Raw genomic sequence first — 18,773 nt, forward strand, 5'->3', positions numbered from 1 at the left:
GAGCTCGGGCGCCGCCAGCGCCCAGGGAGAAGCACGCTCACCATGCTGCACGACTGGGGCGTGATCGCCGCCGCGTTCGGTTATATCGGCTTTCTGTTCCTGGTGGCGAGCCATGGCGACCGCCGCTCGCCGGCCGGGCGCGGTCGCGCCTCCGGGCTGATCTATCCGCTGTCGCTGGCGATCTACTGCACCTCCTGGACCTTCTTCGGCTCGGTCGGCTTCGCCACCCGCACCTCGACCGACTTCCTCGCGATCTATCTCGGCCCGATCCTGATGATCGGGCTCGGCGCCGGCGTGTTGCGCCGCGTGATCCAGCTCGCCAAAACCCACAACATCACCTCGATCGCCGACTTCATCGGGGCGCGCTACGGCAAGAGCCAGGCGGTGGCGGCGACCGTCGCGCTGATGGCGATCATCGGCTCGGTGCCCTACATCGCGCTCCAGCTCAAGGCGGTTGCCTCGTCGCTCGAAACGATCCTGAGCGAGGACCAGGCCTTCTCCCACATCCCGATCGTCGGCGACGTGGCGCTGATGGTGACGCTGTCGATGGCGGCCTTCGCGGTGCTGTTCGGCACGCGGCAGACCGACGCCACCGAGCACCAGCACGGCCTGATGCTGGCGGTCGCGACCGAATCCATCATCAAGCTGATCGCCTTTCTCGCCGCCGGCATCTTCGTCACCTTCTGGATGTTCTCGCCACATGAGCTGATCGAGCGCGCGATGAAGACGCCGGAGGCGGTGCGCGCGATCAACTACTCGCCGTCGATCGGCAACTTCCTGACCATGACGCTGCTGTCGCTGTGCGCGATCATGCTGCTGCCGCGCCAGTTCCACGTCAGCGTGGTGGAGAATTCCTCCGATGCCGAGGTCGGCCGCGCGCGATGGCTGTTCCCGCTCTACCTCGTCGCCATCAATCTCTTCGTGATCCCGATCGCGATCGCCGGCCTCGTGACCTTCCCATTCGGCGCCGCCGACCCCGACATGTACGTGCTGGCGCTGCCGATGGAAGGCGGCGCCGATCTGCTCAGCGTCGTCATCTTCGTCGGCGGCCTGTCGGCGGCGACCGCGATGGTGATCGTCGAATGCGTCGCGCTCTCGATCATGGTCTCGAACGACCTCGTGGTGCCGCTGGTGCTGCAGCGTCGGCCGGAGGGGCGCGCCGGCGGTGCCGATTTCAGCGACTTCCTGCTGCGCTCGCGGCGGCTCGCGATCTTCGCCATCATGGTGATGGCCTATTTCTACTATCGCGCGCTCGGCAATACCCAGCTCGCGGCCATTGGTCTGCTCTCCTTTGCCGCCATCGCCCAGCTTGCGCCGAGCTTCTTCGGCGGGTTGCTTTGGCGGCGCGCGACCGCGCGCGGCGCCATCGGCGGCATGCTGGTGGGCTTTGTGGTGTGGCTCTACACGCTGTTCATGCCGAGCTTCATGGATTCCTCGACATCAGGCATCATGCTGCTCCAGCACGGCCCGTTCGGCATCGAGGCGCTGCGGCCGCAGGCACTGTTCGGCGCCGACCTGCCGCCGCTGATGCACGGCGTCATCTGGTCGCTGTCGCTCAACATCCTGACCTATGTGCTGCTGTCGCTGGCGCGCCAACCGTCGTCCATCGAGCTGTTGCAGGCCGATCTGTTCGTGCCCAATACGCTCGCACCGATCTCCCCGAGCTTCCGGCGCTGGCGCACCAGCATCACCGTGCAGGACATCCAGACCACGGTGGCGCAATATCTCGGACCCGACCGCGCGCGGCATTCCTTCGAGGCATTCTCGGCGCGGCGAAACGTGCGGCTGGAGCCCGGAGCACCTGCCGATTTCGAGCTGCTGCAGCACGCCGAGCACCTGATCGCGTCCTCGATCGGCGCGGCCTCCTCCCGCCTCGTGATGTCGCTGCTGCTGCGCAAGCGGACGGTCTCCGCCAAGGCCGCGCTGAAGCTGCTCGACGACTCGCACGCGGCGCTGCATTTCAACCGCGAGATCCTCCAGACCGCGCTCAACCACGTGCGCCAGGGCATCGCCGTGTTCGATGCCGATCTGCAACTGATCTGCTCCAACCGGCAGTTCGGCGATCTCCTCAACGTTCCCCCGCATCTGATCCAGTTCGGCACGCCCCTGCGCGAAATCCTGGAATTCATCGGCGTCGGCGATCCGGACCATCCGCTCGAGAGCGAGGCCCTGCTGGAGCGGCGCCTCGCCGCCTACACCACCGACAGCGAGCCTTATCTCGAACGCCTGCCGGAACGCCACATGGTGATCGAAGTGCTCACCAACCACATGCCCGGCGGCGGCTTCGTCATCACTTTCACTGACGTCACGCCCACTTTCGAAGCCGCGGAAGCGCTGGAGCGCGCCAATGCGACGCTGGAAAAGCGCGTGCGCGACCGCACCGAGGAGCTGACGCGGCTGAACTCCGAGCTGGCACTGGCCAAGAGCGCGGCGGAAGACGCCAGCATCTCCAAGACGCGTTTCCTCGCCGCCGCCAGCCACGACATCCTCCAGCCGCTGAACGCGGCGCGGCTCTATGTCACGAGCCTGGTCGAGCGCCAGCACGAAGGCGAAGAGACGCGGCTGGTCGAGAACATCGACGAATCGCTGCAGGCCATCGAGGAGATCCTCGGCGCGCTGCTCGACATCTCCAGGCTCGATGCCGGCGCGATGACGACCTCGATATCGAGCTTCAAGATGGCCGATCTGATGCGCTCGCTGGAGATCGAGTTCGCGCCGATCGCGCGCGCCAAGGGCCTGGAGCTCGCCTTCGTGCCCTGCTCGCTGCCGGTCGAGTCGGACCGGCTCTTGCTGCGGCGCCTGCTCCAGAACCTGATCTCGAACGCGATCAAGTACACCCCGCGCGGCCGCGTGCTGGTCGGCTGCCGCCGCCGCGGCAGCTCGCTCAAGATCTGCGTCTACGACACCGGCGTCGGCATCCCCCCGGTCAAGCGCGGCGAGATCTTCAAGGAATTCCATCGCCTGGAGCAGGGGGCGCGGATCGCGCGCGGCCTGGGGCTGGGACTATCGATCGTCGAGCGGCTGGCGCGCGTGCTCAAGCACGGCATCGCCATCGACGCCAATGCCGGCGGCGGCTCGGTCTTCTCCGTGACGGTGCCGACGGCGAAAGCGATCACCCATACCGCAGCCGTGACCAGCGCGACGCCGTTGGCGCGCACGCCGATCTCGGGCGCGCTGATCGTCTGCATCGAGAACGATGCGGCGATCCTCGACGGCATGCGCACGCTCTTGAAGGCCTGGGACGCCGAGGTGATCGCGGTCGCCGACCCTGAAGGCGCGATCGCCGCAATCGAAACAGCCGGACGGCGCGTGACCGGCCTGCTCGTCGACTATCACCTCGATCGCGGCAACGGCATCGCCGCCATCCGCGAGATCCGCCGCCGCTTCGGCGACGCCATCCCTGCCATCCTGATCACCGCTGATCGCAGCCCCGCCGTGCAGGTCGCCGCGCGGGACGAGAAGATCGCGGTGCTCAACAAGCCCGTGAAGCCGGCTTCGCTCCGTGCCCTGCTGGGTCAGTGGCGCACACAGCAGATGGTGGCAGCGGAGTAAGACGCGCGGGTCAATCGCCGCCTTGGTGACGATGATGGTGCCGATCAGGTTGACCTCGATCTGATGACGGAACGTCTCGAGGCTGGTGTCCTCGACCGATCCGAGATCGCCGTAACCGGCGTTGTTCACGACCACATCGACGGTCCCGGGCCGACGCAAGTACGCGATCTCCCGCCGTGAGCGCGGCTTCCACGATGGCCCGGCCAAGCCCGCGCGAGCTGCCGCTGATGAACCACGTCTTCGACATGACGGTCTCGGGATGGCTCAGGGTGCCAGGCGCGTGAAGACGTAATCGTGGCTCCTGGCTCGAGCCTCGTGGCAGGCGAAGCAGGTGCGATGCTGGGCCTCGTCAACCGGCCTGCCGTTGATGAAGCGGCCGAAACCCCAGCCGCCGGTGGCAGCGTATTTCTTGGAATCCTTGACCATCACCTGGACCGTGGTGGCGGCACCCGGAATGGTTGCGGATGCGAACTCCGGCGATTGCTTCCGCTTCCAGGCGCGCTTGACCAGAATGGTGCCGTCCGGGAACGGGAGTTTCCCGGCCTGATAGGCGTCGATTGCGGTCTGGTTGCCGACCCCAGCGCGAAGCTCGTCGAGCGGCGCCGCCTCTTCGGCCGGCGCGACCAGCTCCCACTGCTTGTAGCCCGACGGAATCGTGACGCCGAAGATCGGCGAAGCATCCGCCGCGCTGCGTTCCACCGGCCCCTCTGCGGAGGCGATCGTGACCAGATACGGCACGCAGGTCAGGAGCACGACAAGCAGCACCACCGTCAGCACGATCATCGTCGCGTAAAAGGACTTCTTCTTTTCAGGTGCGGTTGGCGACATGACGTTTCTTCAAGCTGGGATCAATGGGGCGATCCTCGGTCCAGCCGGGCTGGACCGAGGTGCTGACAAATGCTCAGGCGCCGTCGGCGTCGACGACGGCCTTGGCAAAGGCTTGCGGTGCTTCCTGCGGCAGATTGTGGCCAATGCCGCCCGTGATCAGGCGAAACTCGTATCGGCCTGAGAACCTCTTGGCGTAGGCGCTCGGATCGGGATGCGGCGCGCCGTTGGCGTCGCCTTCCATCGTGATCGTCGGCACCTCAATCTGCGGAGCTGAGGCCAGCTTCTTTTCGAGATGCTCGTACTTTGCCTCGCCCTGGGCGAGCCCGAGCCGCCAGCGGTAATTGTGGATCGTGATCGCGACATGATCCTTGTTGTCGAGCGCCGCCGCGCTGCGATTGAAGGTGGCATCGTCGAACTTCCACTGCGGCGAGGCGAGCTTCCAGATCAGCTTGGCGAAATCGTGCGTGTACTTCTCGTATCCGGCGCGGCCGCGCTCGGTGGCGAAGTAGAACTGGTACCACCATTGCAGCTCCGCCTGCGGCGGTAACGGCGCACTGCCGGCAGCCTGGCTGGAAATCAGATAGCCGCTGACCGACACCAGCGCGCGGCAGCGGTCGGGCCACAGCGCGGCGATGACGTCCGCGGTGCGCGCGCCCCAGTCGAACCCGGCGACGACGGCTTTCTTGATATCGAGCTTGTCCATCAGCGCGATGATGTCGACGGCCATCGCCGCAGGCTCGCCGTTGCGCGGCGTCTCACTCGAGAGGAAGTGCGTCGTGCCGTAGCCGCGCAAATAAGGAACGATCACGCGATAGCCAGCCTTCGCCAGGATCGGCGCGACATCGACAAAGGCGTGAATGTCGTAGGGCCAGCCGTGCAGCAGGATCGCGACGGGACCGTTCGAGGGCCCCACCTCCGCATAACCGACGTTGAGAACGCCGGCGTCGATCTGCTTGATCGCGCCGAAGGACGCATTCGATGCGGAGGATCGCAGCGGTTCCGTCTCGGCACGTGCGAGATCGATCACGCCGAGACCGACGGCGACGGCTCCTGTGGCGATGCCGAGAAACTGGCGGCGGTGCTCATCGATGATCTGCTTCATGGTGTTGCTACCTCGTGGTGGTTGATGATGCTGCGTCAGACCAGCGCGACCTTGACGTCGATGTTGCCGCGGACGGCCTTGGAGTAGGGGCAGGATTGATGCGCTTCATCGACGATGCCCTGTGCGGTCTCGCGATCGAGACCCGGCAGGCTGACATTGAGGCGCGCCCGGAGGGCATAAGTGCCTTCATCGAGAAGAAGATCGATTTCCGCATCGATCGCACTTTTCCCAGGAAGCACGATTTTCCGCTTGCGGGCTGCCGTTTCCATCGCGCCTTCGAAGCAGGCCGACCAGCCGGCTGCGCACAATTGCTCGGGATTGGTGCCGATGCCTGCGCCACCTGGCGGCGAGAGCTTGACGTCGAGGCGACCGTCGGAACTGCGCGACATGCCGTCGTGCCGCCCGCCGCTGGTGTGCGTCCTGGCCGTGTAGAGCAGTTTTGCCGCTTGCGTCATGAAGGTCTCCTTGCCGTCGCACAACTGACTATCAGCGGTGCGCCCGGGAGACGCGTTTAGACTTGTGAGAAGTTGTGAGGCTGGCGGAGAACCTGTTACGAGGCCTACCCCGCACTTCAACTCTTCCTCGAACGCGCCACGGCCGGCGGCGCGCAGATCGCGCTCGACGATGCCAATGCCGCGATCATCGCGCGGAGAGCTGTTGCGGATGAAGGGCAAGGTCCTCCTGTCGTCGCCGCAGCCCGGGGCTGAGCAAGCAGAGGTCTACCTGATGCAATCCCTGGGTTTGAGCCGCCGCCAAGGCGCCACAGCCTGGGAGCTGCACGCCGCGATCGATCTCGGCGGACTATTTGCCGAACGCGGGCAGCGCGAGGATGCGAGGCGATTGCTCCAATCGTCCCTCGAGGACTTTGCCGAGGGCTCCGAAACGGCGGATATCAGAGCGGCCAACGTGCTTCTGACCACACTGTAGGGGCCTCACCCCGTCGGCGTGCCCTGCGTCCACTGGCCGCCGGCGATCTTTGCGGCGGCAATCACGGCCTGGGTGCGGCTCTCGACGCCGAGCTTTTGCAGGATGGCCGAGACATGCGCCTTGATCGTGGCCTCGGAGACACCGAGCTCGTAGGCGATCTGCTTGTTGAGAAGGCCCTCCGACAGCATCATGAGGACCCGGACCTGCTGCGGCGTCAGCGTCACCAGGCGGTCGCGCAGGCGCGTCATGTCGGGGTCGGCCGCGGCGGACAGATCGGTGTCGGCGGGAACCCAGACGTCGCCTTCCATCACCTTGAGGATGGCGTCACGCAACGTGTCGACGCCGAAACGCTTTGGAATGAAGCCGGACGCACCGAAATCGAGCGAGCGGCGGATCGTGGCGCTGTCGTCAGACGCCGAGACGATCACGACCGGAATCGCCGGATATTGCGCGCGCAGATAGATCAGACCGGAAAAGCCGGAGATCCCTGGCATCGAGAGGTCGAGCAGGATTAGGTCGACCTCGGAGGTCTGTTCCAGCAGCCCCGTCAGGTCCTCGAAGGATCCGGCCTCGTCGATCCTGGCCGACGGGAGAACACCTGCCACCGCCTGTCGCAGCGCATCGCGGAACAAGGGATGGTCATCGGCGATGACGAGATGGGTGTTTGCATTGGCTGTTGCAGTCATCTGTTCCGCAGGCCGACGAAAGATCGGGAAAGAATATCAACTCGTTGCTGATCAAGCAGCAATTGACGATTGTTCACTGACTGGAGCCGTCTTGCAAGGCAACCTTCCGCCCGCAGTCGCAAGGCAGTTAATCACAGGCGCGAACCAGTTGATGCTGCAGCGCAAAAAGCCGCTGACGGGTCTCATCAATCCCTGAACAGCAGGTCTCGGGTCAAATCATCGATCACGGTGACCGCTTGAAGCGCTGCCCTCAATCGCTCGTGGTCACGGGCCGACAATCGCTTGACCAACACCGCATTGGAGGGCGGCGTTCCCTGCGCCACATCCGCGATCTGTTGCGACACGATCAGCTCCAGAAAGACACCATGGGCCTCGTCGAGCGCATCGAGATCGGTCTCGCCACGGCCAACCACGGCCTTCACACCCGCGAGTCGCTGCGATGTCGACCGGCCCATCACATGGTAGCGAATCGCCATCGCACGCGCTGCAGCGACCAGGCCGAACAGCCCTGCCGCCTTGAGGTCAATGCGACCGCCTTCAGTGCGGATGCCGCCGAAGAATTTCAGGCTCGCGGGGACGCTGATCCCTTCGACCAGAAGCTTGGCGAATGCGACCTGCCCCTCGGCTGCCGCGAAGGCCGCCTGCCTGACGGAGACGGCGAGGCTGCCGTCGCCATGAACGGCCCGGAGATCGAAGAAGATATCCACCGACAGCAGATCCTTTGGACTGGAGCGCCAGACCCAGTGCTCGATGCGGTCCCGCCACGTTGCAACAGAGCCGCGCCAGGGCGGGTTTTTCGCCATGACGCCTCCCCTGCAATAGGGCACACCGGCCTCGTGCAGAATATCTGCAACGTGCGCTCCGAACGCCTCAAACCAGCGATCCTCGTCGCCTCCCGGCTCGCCTTGCTCGAAGATCACGGCATTGTCCTGATCCATCGCCAGCAGGCTTTCGCCGCGTCCGGCAGACCCGAGCACGATCAGCGTGTATGGCGTTGGGGGGTCGCCCTCGCCGCGTTCCCGCATGAGCCGCTCGGCAATCACAGCGGCCTGACGGGTGAGGGCGCAGAGCTCGCTGGAAATCACGTCCGCAACCTGGCGGCCGGACAATCCTTCCGCCAGGAGCACCTCAGCAACCCGCGGCAGCTTCGCCCAGGCCAGCGCCAATGCCTGCGTATCCGCGGCATCCTCGATCTCGTCCCCGAGCGATATGGCCTCCCCTGCCCGCAGACGCAGCAGGTCCCGCGCAGACAACGCACCAACCACCCGGCCGGCCTCATCGATAACGCCGAGATGACGGGTCTTGAGGCGATTCATCCGGCCAATCGCGCGATAGACGAGCGCGTCCTCGGGAATCGACGCCAGCGGCCTGCTCATGATCCGGTGCACCGGCAGCTCCAGCGCCGGGGCACCGAGCCGGGCGATCGCCCGCAGCACGTCGCGCTCGGTAACGATCCCGGCCTCGACGGCCTTGACGTCGTCTGCGGCCGCATCCGGCGCGCCGACGTACACAGCCGATATTCTATCGCTCGTCATTCGCGCCAGGGCGTCGCCTACCGAAACGTCCGCACCGACGAAAATGGCGGGATATCGCATGATGTCGCGGTTGCGGTGGCGATAGGCATAGGCGTCGAACCGCTTCAGCGTTTGTTCTGCATCGATGCGGGCTGTCGCTTCGACCGCCTCGATCCAACCCATCCGCACCTGATCGTCGAGCACGGCGGTGAGCGCGCGACAGACCCGCTCGGCCTCGGCAACGGTCCGGATGCCGTGCTCGCGCAGCCTCGGCAGCAGCGCCAGGAAGATCCGCGCCGTCGTGATCGCATCGCCGAGGGCGGAGTGCCGACCGACCACGTCGATACCAAGCCAGCTTGCGAGATTCCCCAGCTCGTATCCGCCAAGGTCCGGCGCAACGATCTCCGCGAGCAGTCTGGTATCGAGCGTTCGAGGCCGGGTCCATGGCAATCCCGCCAGATCGCATTCGCGCTTCAGGACCGCCAGATCGAAACCGATCATGTGCCCGATGACGACCGCCTGGCCGAGGAACGCCTCGAAACGCGGCCAGACATCCACGAACAGCGGCGATTCAGCGACCGTGGCATCATCGATGCCGTGAATGCGCGTCGTCTCGGCGGGGATCGGTTGATCGGCCGGCCGCAGCAATTGAACGAACGAACCGCCGTCGACCAGCTTTCCGGCCGACAGACGCACGCCGGCAAGCTCGATCACCCGCGCCTTGCGCGGATCGAGCCCGGTCGTTTCGGCATCGATGACAACGGCGTCGAGCGACAAAAGCGGGGCAGCACCACTTGTCGTATCCATTGTCCTCCCTCGGAAGGCCCGGACGGTGCGATGCCGGCCGGCAAGCCGGGCATTGGCAGAGGCCGGGCGATCCTACGCCAGCAGCGTGTTGGTCACCGCAGCCGCATCGATGCGATCGACCAATTCGTCATGGATGTTGCACAGGCTGACGCGCAGGTAATTGCGTATCGTCTCGAAATCCCGTCCGCGCAGTTTTTCGTGGATCGGCATCATCGCAAAATAGGTTTCCGCCAGCGGCTCGGGAATGTCCATCACGCGCTTGGGCGCATGCCCGCCAACGAGGTCGAGCCGCTGCTCCAGCTCGCGCCGGGCCTGAAACCAGCCATCCTCGCCGATCGACGGCGGCACTGGATAACGGTCGAAAACCGAGAGGACGACGAGGATCATCTGGTCGAGAACCGCCCGGCGCTGCATGCCGGCATGTGGGCGCAATACCCCCTCGACCATCTCGCCGACCATCGCAAGCCCGAGCGGATAAGCCTGCCAGCGCGAGCGTTCGACGGCTAGTGCAAACCCTTCCTCGGCAAACAGCACCTTGGCGTAGTGGCCGGCGCGGGCACGCGAATACTCGTAGATGCCCTTTTGCACGATGAACGCCGACTGCGCATCGATGAAGTCCGCAAGCGCCTCGCGGTCGCCAATCGGCGGCCGGGGACGAAAGAATTTTTGCAGCAGCTTCATCGCAGTCCGATCCTGCCAGACGGAATCGCCGTGCTATCCCGCGCTCGCAGCGCCCGAATTGTCAACGGCCGCAACGCTGTTCGCATCCGCAGCATCGGTTCCCTCCGAAAGTATTATAAAGACCTCGGCACTCCTGATGTTAGCCTCCGACATTCCAAATTGGCGAAAGACCGGTTGGAAGGCGGCACGGGGGGGGCCGCAGCGACGGGTATGCAACCCCTCGATTCCTCCGGCTCGCATGCCGGAGTGCTGACAGAGGAAATGCAGCCCATGCCTGACTCCCACAATCTCAGAGAACGCGAAGAAGCCCACTGGCGGAAGACCTCGCGCCTGATGCTGATCAACCTCGGCATCTGGTTCTTCTTCGGATACGTCATCCACATGTTCGTGGTTCCGCTCAACACCATCCAGTTGCCGATCCTTGGCTTCCCGCTCGGCTTCTATATGGCCGCGCAGGGTTCGCTGATTGCCTTCGTGGTCATCCTGTTCGTGTTCGCCAGACAGCAGGACAAGATCGACCGAGAATTCGGCTTTGCAGAAGACGACTAGGGGGGGATTGAACATGGCTACGCAGGCCTCAACCGGCGGCTCCGACTTTCTCAGCAACCTTGGGCGGATCTACGGCTTCTACACCGGTGGATTCGTCGCGTTTGTCCTTCTGCTCGCCGTCCTCGAGATGATCGGGGTGCCGAACAAGGTTCTAGGCTACCTGTTCGTTTTCTTCACGCTCGCGGTCTACGCCATCATCGGCATTCTGTCGCGAACGGCACAAGTTTCGGAATACTACGTGGCGGGCCGCAGCGTGCCGGCGTTCTACAACGGCATGGCAACCGGTGCCGACTGGATGTCGGCAGCGTCGTTCGTCGGCATGGCGGGCACGCTGTTCCTGCTCGGCTATGACGGACTTGCCTGGGTGCTCGGATGGACCGGCGGCTTCGTGCTGGTCTCCATCCTGATCGGGCCTTATCTGCGCAAATTCGGCGCCTATACGGTGCCCGACTTTCTGTCCTTCCGTTATGGCGGCAATTTCGCCCGGGGGCTGGGCGTTATCGTGCTCGTCGCCTGCTCGTTCACCTATGTGACGGCGCAGATCTACGGCACGGGCATCATTGCCTCGCGCTTCCTTGGAATGCAGTTCGAGCTCGCAGTTTTCGCGGGACTGGTCGGCATCCTGGTCTGCTCGATGCTGGGCGGCATGCGCGCGGTGACCTGGACGCAGGTGGCCCAATACATCGTGCTAATTATAGCCTACCTGACACCGATCGTGATCCTGTCGACCAAGATCTACGGGATACCGATTCCCCAGCTGACCTATGGACACGCGATCGCGGACATCACGGCACGCGAACAGGAGATGCTCGCCAACGGACTAGCGGCGGCGGCAAGCCTCAAGCCGCACATTCAGCCGTTCCTTAGCTATAGTCCGCTGAACTTCTTTGCGATCATCCTTTGCATGATGGTCGGCACGGCCTCGCTGCCGCACATCCTGATGCGCTACTTCACGACACCGTCGGTGCGTGAGGCGCGGCAATCCGTGGCCTGGTCGCTGCTGTTCATCTTCCTCCTGTACTTCTCGGCGCCTGCCTACGCGGCGTTCTCGAAGCTGGAGGTGTACACGAATATCATCGGGCGCGATCTGTCCGCGATCAGACCCTGGCTGTTCAGCTGGGGCGAGCTCGGGCTGATCCAGATCTGTGGCAAGAACGCCGTCAACATCGACGCCGTCATTGCCGCGTGCAAGGCCGTTGCCGGTCACCCCGGTGTGGTCCGGCTGCAGGACTTCGTCATCAACACGGACGTGATCGTGCTCTCGACACCGGAGATCGCTGGGCTTCCCTACGTGATCTCCGGCCTCGTCGCGGCCGGCGGCCTGGCTGCGGCTCTGTCCACCGCCGACGGACTGCTGCTCGCGATCGCCAATGCATTGTCGCATGACGTCTACTACAAGATGATAGATCCGAACGCGCCGACGGCACGCCGGTTGATCATCGCGCGCGTGCTGCTGCTGGCGGTCGCCGTCGTTGCTGCGGCGACGGCCGCCACCAAGCCCGGGGATATCCTGGCCATGGTCGGCTGGGCGTTCTCCCTGGCGATGGCCGGCAACTTCCCGGCGCTCGTGATGGGCGTCTGGTGGAAGCGCACGACGTCCGCGGGCGCGGTCTGCGGCATCATCGCCGGGTTCGGGCTCTGCCTGTTCTACCTCGTGACCACGCGCTATTTCCCGGGCGCGGGCGTCAAGTACTTCGGCATGACGTCGCTGCTCAATCCGGCCACCGGCGCACCACTCGTCGACATCGCCAAGGCCATGGCGTTGCCCAACGCGATGGAGAGTTGGCCGACACTGGCCCACCCGCTGGCCAACAAGGTGGGGTGGTTCAACCTCAGCAACATCGCCTGCGGCTTGCTGGGTGCGCCCTTCGGCTTCGCCGTGATCATCATCGTGAGCCTGCTGGGACGGGCGCCGTCGCGGGAAATGCAGGCCTATGTCGACGAGATTCGCAAGCCGCGAGGCCGCACGGTGCTCGAAGAGAAAACGACCTGAGCGGATCGGATAGATTGCGACAAACGGGGCCTTGCGAGGCCCCGTTTTTGTTTGCGACCGGTGGCGCTCGCTTGCCCCGAACCGCCTGCCTTGACATTGTTGCGTGCGAAGGCTGGTGCAGAATGCCCGATGGCCCGGGCGGAGCGAGCGGCCCTCGCAAGACCATACTGCTTCCAGAGCGACGCCCGGAGGAGGACAGATTTTGGACATTGCCGACTCGTTCGCCAGATACTGGTATTTTCACCTGCCGAACTTCGTTCTGGCTGCTCTGATGTACACCATGCTCGGCCGCTTCCTGCTTGGCCTCTTCGTCGACGCCGACTCGCCAAACTATATCTGGCGCTTCTTCTGCCGCTTCACCGATCCGGTGCTCACCGCCATCGCAACCGTCACGCCGAAGGCAGTTCCTCCAGCCGTCGTGTGGCTGTTCGGTTTTGTCTGGATGTTCTGGTTGCGGATCGCGCTCCACTACACATTGCTCGCGCTCAATCTCGCGCCGCGGCTTGCGGGAGGAGGATCATGAGCCGCAACTTCTACCTGATCGGTATTGCCTTCTTCGGAATGATCAATGGCCTCTTCAACCAGCTTTGGCTGATCTTCGCCTTGCTCTATGTCCAGCCGCTTGCAGGCCCGCTTCTGTTCGGAAGCGTGTCGCTGATGCTGATGTTCGCCTCGCTGATGGTCTCGACCGCTACCGTCATCCTGGGCGGCATTCCCGCCGCCTTCTACGAACGCGTCACCGGCGCCCAGGAGTCCAACAACGTCTCTCTTTGGATCTGGCTGGCCGGCACGGCGGTTCTGGCGCTCCCGGCCGCCGGTAATTTCATCAGCATCGGCCTCTGAACCGGGGGCAGGAACCATTGAAGGCAGGCCCCGCAGGGACTACCCTAAGCCGCATCTCAATCATCTCGATCTCAATGAGCCAGGTGACGGAGTCCCTCCTCATGGAAGAAATGCGCCGCATCGCCTTTGAAACGGTCCTGCGCGCGTGCGGATTTGCCTCCCTCGCTATATTCTGCGTCATGATCGGCCTTTCGTTTCTGCCGGGCTCCGCGTTTCAGGCGGGAGGCTTTCTGAGCCTGATCATGACACTGGTGCTTCTCCTGAAGGCGGAGGAAGCGCGGACCAAAGACCACCGCCGCACCGAGATGTGGCTGTATCTTCCAAAAGACAGGCGCCCGCCTCAGCCGCATGCACAAAAAACAGTCTCAGCGGTGATGCGCGAGACCTATCTGGTGTTTGCATACTGGTCTGCGCTGGTGTCCATTGTGATGTGGATTGTCGCGGTGGGCTTTTCCGTCCTTGGACTTTAGTTTGAGGCTGCAGACCCCACGGTATTTCGTTCCCGCGGCTCCGCGATTTCCCGTCCGATATCTCCACGGCGCCCCCGATTCGCGTCGAAAGTACTATTGGGCCGGATGCGGTAGGCATGTAATTGCTCGCCCTCGATTGGTGGCGCGCCCGCGTGGCGCGGATCGGTTCTTGAAAAGAAAACAAGCGGGAGCGAATCGGATGACGACAGTAACTGCAACATCGGCACCATCTGCCGGGGCCGGCATGACGAAGGACGAACGGTTCGTCATTCTCGCCTCCTCGCTCGGTACCGTGTTCGAGTGGTACGACTTCTATCTCTACGGTTCGCTGGCAAGCATCATCGGCGCCCAGTTCTTCTCGGCCTATCCGCCGGCTACCCGCGACATCTTCGCGTTGCTGGCGTTCGCCGCCGGCTTCCTGGTCCGCCCCTTCGGCGCCATCGTGTTCGGCCGCATCGGCGACATCGTCGGCCGCAAATACACCTTCCTCGTCACCATCCTGATCATGGGTCTGTCGACCTTCATCGTCGGTCTGCTGCCCAACGCCGCGACCATCGGCATCGCGGCGCCGATCATCCTGATCATCTTGCGTCTTGCCCAGGGTCTGGCGCTCGGCGGCGAATACGGCGGTGCTGCGACCTACGTCGCGGAGCATGCGCCGAACGGCAAGCGCGGCTACTACACCTCCTTCATCCAGACCACCGCGACGCTCGGCCTGTTCCTGTCGCTGCTGGTGATCCTGTTCACTCGTTCCGCGCTCGGCGAAGCGGACTTCGCGGCCTGGGGCTGGCGCATTCCGTTCCTGGTGTCGGTGCTGCTGCTCGGCGTCTCGGTCTGGATCCGGCTTCGCCTCAACGAATCGCCGATCTTCCAGAAGATGAAGGACGAAGGGAAGGGTTCGAAGGCGCCGCTGACGGAAGCCTTCGGCAACTGGCAGAACGGCAAGCTCGTGCTGCTCGCCCTGCTCGGCGGCGTGATGGGCCAGGGCGTGGTCTGGTACACCGGCCAGTTCTACGCGCTGTTCTTCCTGCAATCGATCCTGAAGGTTGACGGCTATACCGCCAACCTGCTGATCGCCTGGTCGCTGCTGCTCGGCACCGGCTTCTTCATCGTGTTCGGCGCGCTCTCCGACAAGATTGGCCGCAAGCCGATCATTCTCGGCGGCTGCCTGATCGCGGCGCTGACCTTCTTCCCGATCTTCAAGATGATCACCACCAACGCCAACCCGGCGCTGGAAAAGGCGATCGAGCAGACCAAGGTCGAGGTGGTGGCCGATCCCGCAGGATGCGGCGACCTGTTCAACCCGGTCGGCACCCGCGTGTTCAGCGCACCTTGCGACACCGCGCGCGCCTTCCTGTCGCAGTCGTCGGTCAAGTACTCGACAACCTCCGGCGCGGCCGGGTCAGGCGTAAAGGTCGTGATCAACGGCAAGGAGCTGCCCTATACCAACGCCAAGGACAGCAACCCGGCGGTTCTCGCCGCGGTGCAGGCGGCTGGCTATCCGAAGGCGGGCGACGCCGGCATCGTGAAGATGGCGCATCCGTTCGACATCTTCCGTCCGCAGGTGGCAGCGATCGTCGGCCTGCTGTTCATCCTGGTGCTGTTCGTCACCATGGTGTACGGCCCGATCGCGGCGATGCTGGTCGAACTGTTCCCGACCCGCATCCGCTACACCTCGATGTCGCTGCCCTACCACATCGGCAACGGCTGGTTCGGCGGCCTCTTGCCGGCGACCGCCTTCGCCATCGTGGCCTCGACCGGCGACATCTATGCCGGCCTCTGGTATCCGATCATCTTCGCGTCCATCACCGTCGTGATCGGTTTCTTCTTCCTGCCCGAGACCAAGGACGTCGACATCAAGGCGACCTGATCGAGGCAGCGCTCGACGACACGAACCGGCCGCGGTCTCCGCGGCCGGTTTTGTCTTGTGCGCCTACTGATTGCTGCCGATGAATTGCAGCACGATCTCGCGGCGGTGCGGGCGGCTGCGATGCTCGACCAGATAGATCGCCTGCCAGGTGCCGAGCGCGAGCTTGCCGTTCAGGACCGGCACATGAAGCGAAGTCTGCGTCAGCATGGTCTTGATGTGCGCGGGCATGTCGTCGGGTCCCTCGGTGTCATGGGTCCACCCGGCGTTCTCCGGTGCGAGCCGTGACAGCGCCGTGGTGAGATCGACCAGCACGGAGGGATCGGCGTTCTCCTGAATCGTGAGCGAGGCCGAGGTGTGGCGGACGAACAGCGTCAGCGCGCCATCGCGCGCGTGAACGTCCTTGACGAACTTCGTCGCTTCCGCGGTGATATCGACGAAGGTTCGCCCGGGCGTCGGCACCGTCAACAGGGCGGTACTGATGGCCGTGGCCTGCACGGTCGATGGCACCGAACGCGTCAGCTGTTTCTCGGACATCATTCAAACTCTCAAATCTTGCCCGACACGTCCTTCTGCACGCGGTTGGCCATGTCGATCAGCCGCCGCCAGGCCCTTTCCAGGAACGACATCACGCGATCGACGTCCTGGTCGCTCGGCAGCGGGATCTCGATTTTGCGCTCGCCCGGGGCAACCTTGGGTTCCGCCTTCTTCAGCGGGTCGGATTTTGGCAAAGCCTCGTCGATCTTGCCCGACACCGTCGGTCCGGCCGCGAGCTGTCCCTTCAGCCTCTCGACCTCGGCCTGGAGCCTGCCGATCTCGGCGTCGAGTGCGGTCCGCTCGTCGGGCACCGCGTAGCAGGCCCAGCCGGCGTCGTTCTTGGTGCAGGTCGATACCGTGCCGGTGCGAGTGTCGAGCCGCAGCACGCCCTCGGCGATGGGCGTCATGCTGTAGCGACCATTTTCGCCGTCGGGCGCGGATTGCGCGGCCACGAGGCCGCCGCTGACGACCATCACCGCGACGGCCGCGGCAAGCCATGATGCTGTGGATGACGTCGCTGGTCTCATCGCCCTCTCCGCCACGGTGCAGATGCCGCTTCAATTCTACACCCGCGCCAGGCAATCCGCCGCCAAAACCCGCCCCCGAAATCAACGAACGCGATGGCTTCTTTGATCCAGGTAGCAGGGCGAAAGGACAGCTGCATCCGCCGACCGCGAGGAGACCTGCTGCGGTGCGGCGTCACGCTGTGTGCAGCGCTGCCGCGCACGCCGATATCATCAAATAAATCAGCCACATAACCGAAAGCGACGCAATCGTGACTTGGCTTGACTTGATTATGGGCCATCAGTATGGTCCGCGCGGCTTTTGAGGGTGACGGGCGCAATTTCCATTCAGCCGCAGCGTTTCGGGTCTTCGTTGCATGACACAGGGCACGGGACACGGCGAGGATGGAGATCGCGATAAATCGTCCGAGGAAGCCGCGCTTTCCGAACGGCTCGGAAGTCTTGATCAGCGGTTGTCCGAATTTCGCGACCGCCGGACCAGGACCGAGCAACCCGCAGGTGACGGTGGAGACAGAGCGGCCAGAGCCTCGGCGATGGCGCTTGGTTTCCGGTTATCCTCGGAGTTGATCGCCGGCGTCGCTGTCGGAGCGGGGATTGGCTGGGGGTTCGACCGCTTGCTGTCGACGTCGCCCTTCGGATTTATCGTGTTCCTGCTGCTGGGCTTCGTGGCTGGCGTGGTGAATGTGGTGAGAACGGCGGGCGCGGGTCAAAACAGGCGCGGCGATTCGCAGCGGATCCCACCAGGAGAGGAATGATCGTGCCGGCCTCGCCGGCACGGGCCGGCCCGGCCGGCAGACCGAGACCCGCCGGCATTGCCCGGCAGACCAAGAGATGCCGCGCTGATGAAAATCGATCCGATCCACCAGTTCAACATCGAGCCTCTCTTCACCCTGGGCCACATCGGCAATCACACGATCGCCTTCACCAATTCGTCGCTCTACATGCTGGTGGCGGTGGCGATCATCTCGATCCTGATGCTCGCCAGCGGCACGCGGCTGGTTCCCGGGCGCCTGCAGTCGGTCGCCGAAATCTCCTACGAATTCGTCGCCTCGACCATCCGTTCGACGGCCGGCGCGGAAGGCATGAAATTCTTCCCGCTGATCTTCTCGCTGTTCATGTTCATCTGCGTCTCGAATCTGGTCGGCATCATCCCCTACACCTTCACGGTGTCGAGCCACCTGATCGTCACCGCGGCGCTCGCGCTCCTGGTCTTCTTCACCGTCCTGATCTACGGCCTCTACAAGAACGGCCTGAAATTCTTCAAGATCTTCGTTCCCCACGGCGTCCCCATCTACATCCTGCCGCTGGTCATGTTCATCGAGATCCTGTCGTTCTTCCTGCGGCCGGTCTCCCACAGCGTTCGTCTCTTCGCCAACATGCTGGCCGGCCACATCGCGCTGAAGGTGTTCGCGGGCTTCGTCGCCATGCTCGGCTTCTCGCTCGGCTCCATCGGCTGGATCGGCGGCGTGCTGCCGCTGGCGCTCACGGTCGCGCTGACCTCGCTCGAGATCCTGGTCGCGTTCCTCCAGGCCTATGTGTTCGCGATCCTGACCTGCATCTACCTCAACGACGCCATTCATCCGGGACACTGAGCGGTCCGGGGAATTTCCACCCACAACCCCATCTTTCTTCCAAGGAGTCTAAAATGGATCCGGCAGCAGCAAAACTTATCGGCGCGGGCATCGCGTGCATCGGCATGGGCGGTGCGGGCGTCGGCGTGGGCGTGATCTTCGGCAACTACCTCGCCGCAGCGGTGCGCAATCCGTCGGCCGCTCAGGGCCAGTTCGGCAACCTGATCTTCGGCTTCGCCGTGACCGAAGCGCTCGGCATCTTCTCGCTGCTGATCGCGCTGCTGCTGCTGTTCGTTCCGCTCTGAGGACGACGTTTTTCGCG

At 64.1% G+C, this 18,773-nt stretch carries 19 protein-coding genes and 1 pseudogene; 11 read left to right on the forward strand and 9 right to left on the reverse strand.

The window, feature by feature from the left end:
• The first annotated feature begins 42 nt into the window (after positions 1–42).
• The gene (locus tag ABIA42_RS28975) at positions 43–3,552 is read left to right on the forward strand and encodes a NahK/ErcS family hybrid sensor histidine kinase/response regulator (RefSeq protein WP_370118748.1); all 3,510 of its coding nucleotides are present in this window, start codon (positions 43–45) and stop codon (positions 3,550–3,552) included.
• Between the two features lie 12 nt (positions 3,553–3,564).
• Here the strand turns inward: ABIA42_RS28975 and ABIA42_RS28980 are convergent.
• From ABIA42_RS28980 to ABIA42_RS28995, 4 genes and pseudogenes are all read right to left on the reverse strand, one after another.
• Positions 3,565–3,799: pseudogene (locus ABIA42_RS28980) on the reverse strand (SDR family NAD(P)-dependent oxidoreductase); the annotation flags it as partial.
• 17 nt (positions 3,800–3,816) lie between these two features.
• Complete coding sequence (locus tag ABIA42_RS28985; RefSeq protein ID WP_370118745.1) at positions 3,817–4,380, reverse strand: cytochrome P460 family protein; 564 nt, start codon at positions 4,378–4,380, stop codon at positions 3,817–3,819.
• 73 nt (positions 4,381–4,453) lie between these two features.
• Entirely contained in the window at positions 4,454–5,482 is a 1,029-nt protein-coding gene (locus ABIA42_RS28990; protein WP_370118742.1) for an alpha/beta fold hydrolase, read from the reverse strand.
• Between the two features lie 35 nt (positions 5,483–5,517).
• Positions 5,518–5,937 (reverse strand): organic hydroperoxide resistance protein, encoded by a 420-nt coding sequence (locus ABIA42_RS28995; protein WP_370118739.1) that lies wholly within the window; start codon positions 5,935–5,937, stop codon positions 5,518–5,520.
• A 208-nt stretch (positions 5,938–6,145) separates the two neighbouring features.
• Between ABIA42_RS28995 and ABIA42_RS29000 the strand changes: the two genes are divergently transcribed.
• Positions 6,146–6,409: a hypothetical protein gene (locus ABIA42_RS29000; RefSeq protein WP_271531435.1), complete on the forward strand. Its 264-nt coding sequence runs from the start codon at positions 6,146–6,148 to the stop codon at positions 6,407–6,409.
• 5 nt (positions 6,410–6,414) lie between these two features.
• Here the strand turns inward: ABIA42_RS29000 and ABIA42_RS29005 are convergent, their stop codons facing one another.
• The 3 genes from ABIA42_RS29005 to ABIA42_RS29015 form a co-directional block, all read right to left on the reverse strand.
• Entirely contained in the window at positions 6,415–7,095 is a 681-nt protein-coding gene (locus ABIA42_RS29005; protein WP_271531433.1) for a response regulator transcription factor, read from the reverse strand.
• Between the two features lie 185 nt (positions 7,096–7,280).
• Positions 7,281–9,386 carry a DUF294 nucleotidyltransferase-like domain-containing protein gene (locus ABIA42_RS29010; protein ID WP_271531431.1) on the reverse strand — a complete coding sequence of 702 codons (2,106 nt, stop codon included), beginning with the start codon at positions 9,384–9,386 and terminating at the stop codon, positions 7,281–7,283.
• A 102-nt stretch (positions 9,387–9,488) separates the two neighbouring features.
• Positions 9,489–10,097, reverse strand: a complete 609-nt coding sequence (locus ABIA42_RS29015) for a hypothetical protein (RefSeq protein ID WP_271531429.1) — start codon at positions 10,095–10,097, stop codon at positions 9,489–9,491.
• Between ABIA42_RS29015 and ABIA42_RS29020 the strand changes: the two genes are divergently transcribed.
• From ABIA42_RS29020 to ABIA42_RS29045, 6 genes are all read left to right on the forward strand, one after another.
• Complete coding sequence (locus tag ABIA42_RS29020; protein ID WP_370118734.1) at positions 10,083–10,646, forward strand: DUF4212 domain-containing protein; 564 nt, start codon at positions 10,083–10,085, stop codon at positions 10,644–10,646. The two genes, ABIA42_RS29015 and ABIA42_RS29020, sit on opposite strands and share 15 nt — an antisense overlap.
• Positions 10,647–10,659: 13 nt before the next feature.
• The gene (locus ABIA42_RS29025) at positions 10,660–12,639 is read left to right on the forward strand and encodes a sodium:solute symporter family protein (RefSeq protein ID WP_271531427.1); all 1,980 of its coding nucleotides are present in this window, start codon (positions 10,660–10,662) and stop codon (positions 12,637–12,639) included.
• A gap of 202 nt (positions 12,640–12,841) precedes the next feature.
• Positions 12,842–13,162 carry a hypothetical protein gene (locus tag ABIA42_RS29030; RefSeq protein WP_271531425.1) on the forward strand — a complete coding sequence of 107 codons (321 nt, stop codon included), beginning with the start codon at positions 12,842–12,844 and terminating at the stop codon, positions 13,160–13,162.
• Positions 13,159–13,482, forward strand: coding sequence for a hypothetical protein (locus ABIA42_RS29035; RefSeq protein ID WP_370118731.1), 324 nt, complete (start codon positions 13,159–13,161; stop codon positions 13,480–13,482). Before ABIA42_RS29030 ends, ABIA42_RS29035 begins: the two co-directional genes overlap by 4 nt.
• 101 nt (positions 13,483–13,583) lie before the next feature.
• Positions 13,584–13,952: a hypothetical protein gene (locus ABIA42_RS29040; protein ID WP_370118728.1), complete on the forward strand. Its 369-nt coding sequence runs from the start codon at positions 13,584–13,586 to the stop codon at positions 13,950–13,952.
• A gap of 244 nt (positions 13,953–14,196) precedes the next feature.
• A complete protein-coding gene (locus ABIA42_RS29045) occupies positions 14,197–15,822 on the forward strand; it encodes an MFS transporter (protein ID WP_271532252.1) in 1,626 nt (541 codons plus the stop codon).
• A gap of 63 nt (positions 15,823–15,885) precedes the next feature.
• On the opposite strand, the gene ABIA42_RS29050 is transcribed toward ABIA42_RS29045, so the two are convergent.
• Together ABIA42_RS29050 and ABIA42_RS29055 are read right to left on the reverse strand one after the other, a co-directional pair.
• Positions 15,886–16,359 (reverse strand): secondary thiamine-phosphate synthase enzyme YjbQ, encoded by a 474-nt coding sequence (locus ABIA42_RS29050; protein WP_271531421.1) that lies wholly within the window; start codon positions 16,357–16,359, stop codon positions 15,886–15,888.
• A gap of 8 nt (positions 16,360–16,367) precedes the next feature.
• The gene (locus ABIA42_RS29055) at positions 16,368–16,883 is read right to left on the reverse strand and encodes a hypothetical protein (RefSeq protein ID WP_271531419.1); all 516 of its coding nucleotides are present in this window, start codon (positions 16,881–16,883) and stop codon (positions 16,368–16,370) included.
• Positions 16,884–17,236: 353 nt separating this feature from the next.
• On the opposite strand from ABIA42_RS29055, the gene ABIA42_RS29060 reads away from it, so the two are divergent.
• The 3 genes from ABIA42_RS29060 (at position 17,237) to ABIA42_RS29070 (ending at position 18,756) form a co-directional block, all read left to right on the forward strand.
• Positions 17,237–17,635, forward strand: a complete 399-nt coding sequence (locus ABIA42_RS29060; protein WP_271531415.1) for an AtpZ/AtpI family protein — start codon at positions 17,237–17,239, stop codon at positions 17,633–17,635.
• Positions 17,636–17,722: 87 nt separating this feature from the next.
• On the forward strand, positions 17,723–18,472 hold the full coding sequence (locus tag ABIA42_RS29065) for a F0F1 ATP synthase subunit A (protein WP_370118723.1): 750 nt from the start codon (positions 17,723–17,725) through the stop codon (positions 18,470–18,472).
• Between the two features lie 53 nt (positions 18,473–18,525).
• Positions 18,526–18,756 carry a F0F1 ATP synthase subunit C gene (locus ABIA42_RS29070; RefSeq protein WP_007599451.1) on the forward strand — a complete coding sequence of 77 codons (231 nt, stop codon included), beginning with the start codon at positions 18,526–18,528 and terminating at the stop codon, positions 18,754–18,756.
• Positions 18,757–18,773: the final 17 nt, after the last annotated feature.

It is taken from the genome of Bradyrhizobium sp. USDA 327 (genome assembly GCF_041262065.1).
In the GTDB taxonomy this organism is placed as follows: Bacteria; Pseudomonadota; Alphaproteobacteria; order Rhizobiales; family Xanthobacteraceae; genus Bradyrhizobium; species Bradyrhizobium liaoningense.

Coding starts and splice junctions, on each gene's coding strand:
- ABIA42_RS28990 (WP_370118742.1), bottom strand. CDS start 5,482: ATGAAGCAGATCATCGATGAGCACCGCCGCCAGTTTCTCGGCATCGCC.
- ABIA42_RS29025 (WP_271531427.1), top strand. CDS start 10,660: ATGGCTACGCAGGCCTCAACCGGCGGCTCCGACTTTCTCAGCAACCTT.
- ABIA42_RS29040 (WP_370118728.1), top strand. CDS start 13,584: ATGGAAGAAATGCGCCGCATCGCCTTTGAAACGGTCCTGCGCGCGTGC.
- ABIA42_RS29045 (WP_271532252.1), top strand. CDS start 14,197: ATGACGAAGGACGAACGGTTCGTCATTCTCGCCTCCTCGCTCGGTACC.
- ABIA42_RS29065 (WP_370118723.1), top strand. CDS start 17,723: ATGAAAATCGATCCGATCCACCAGTTCAACATCGAGCCTCTCTTCACC.
- ABIA42_RS29060 (WP_271531415.1), top strand. CDS start 17,237: ATGACACAGGGCACGGGACACGGCGAGGATGGAGATCGCGATAAATCG.
- ABIA42_RS29050 (WP_271531421.1), bottom strand. CDS start 16,359: ATGATGTCCGAGAAACAGCTGACGCGTTCGGTGCCATCGACCGTGCAG.
- ABIA42_RS29035 (WP_370118731.1), top strand. CDS start 13,159: ATGAGCCGCAACTTCTACCTGATCGGTATTGCCTTCTTCGGAATGATC.
- ABIA42_RS29005 (WP_271531433.1), bottom strand. CDS start 7,095: ATGACTGCAACAGCCAATGCAAACACCCATCTCGTCATCGCCGATGAC.
- ABIA42_RS29000 (WP_271531435.1), top strand. CDS start 6,146: ATGAAGGGCAAGGTCCTCCTGTCGTCGCCGCAGCCCGGGGCTGAGCAA.
- ABIA42_RS28975 (WP_370118748.1), top strand. CDS start 43: ATGCTGCACGACTGGGGCGTGATCGCCGCCGCGTTCGGTTATATCGGC.
- ABIA42_RS28985 (WP_370118745.1), bottom strand. CDS start 4,380: ATGTCGCCAACCGCACCTGAAAAGAAGAAGTCCTTTTACGCGACGATG.
- ABIA42_RS29015 (WP_271531429.1), bottom strand. CDS start 10,097: ATGAAGCTGCTGCAAAAATTCTTTCGTCCCCGGCCGCCGATTGGCGAC.
- ABIA42_RS28995 (WP_370118739.1), bottom strand. CDS start 5,937: ATGACGCAAGCGGCAAAACTGCTCTACACGGCCAGGACGCACACCAGC.
- ABIA42_RS29070 (WP_007599451.1), top strand. CDS start 18,526: ATGGATCCGGCAGCAGCAAAACTTATCGGCGCGGGCATCGCGTGCATC.
- ABIA42_RS29055 (WP_271531419.1), bottom strand. CDS start 16,883: ATGAGACCAGCGACGTCATCCACAGCATCATGGCTTGCCGCGGCCGTC.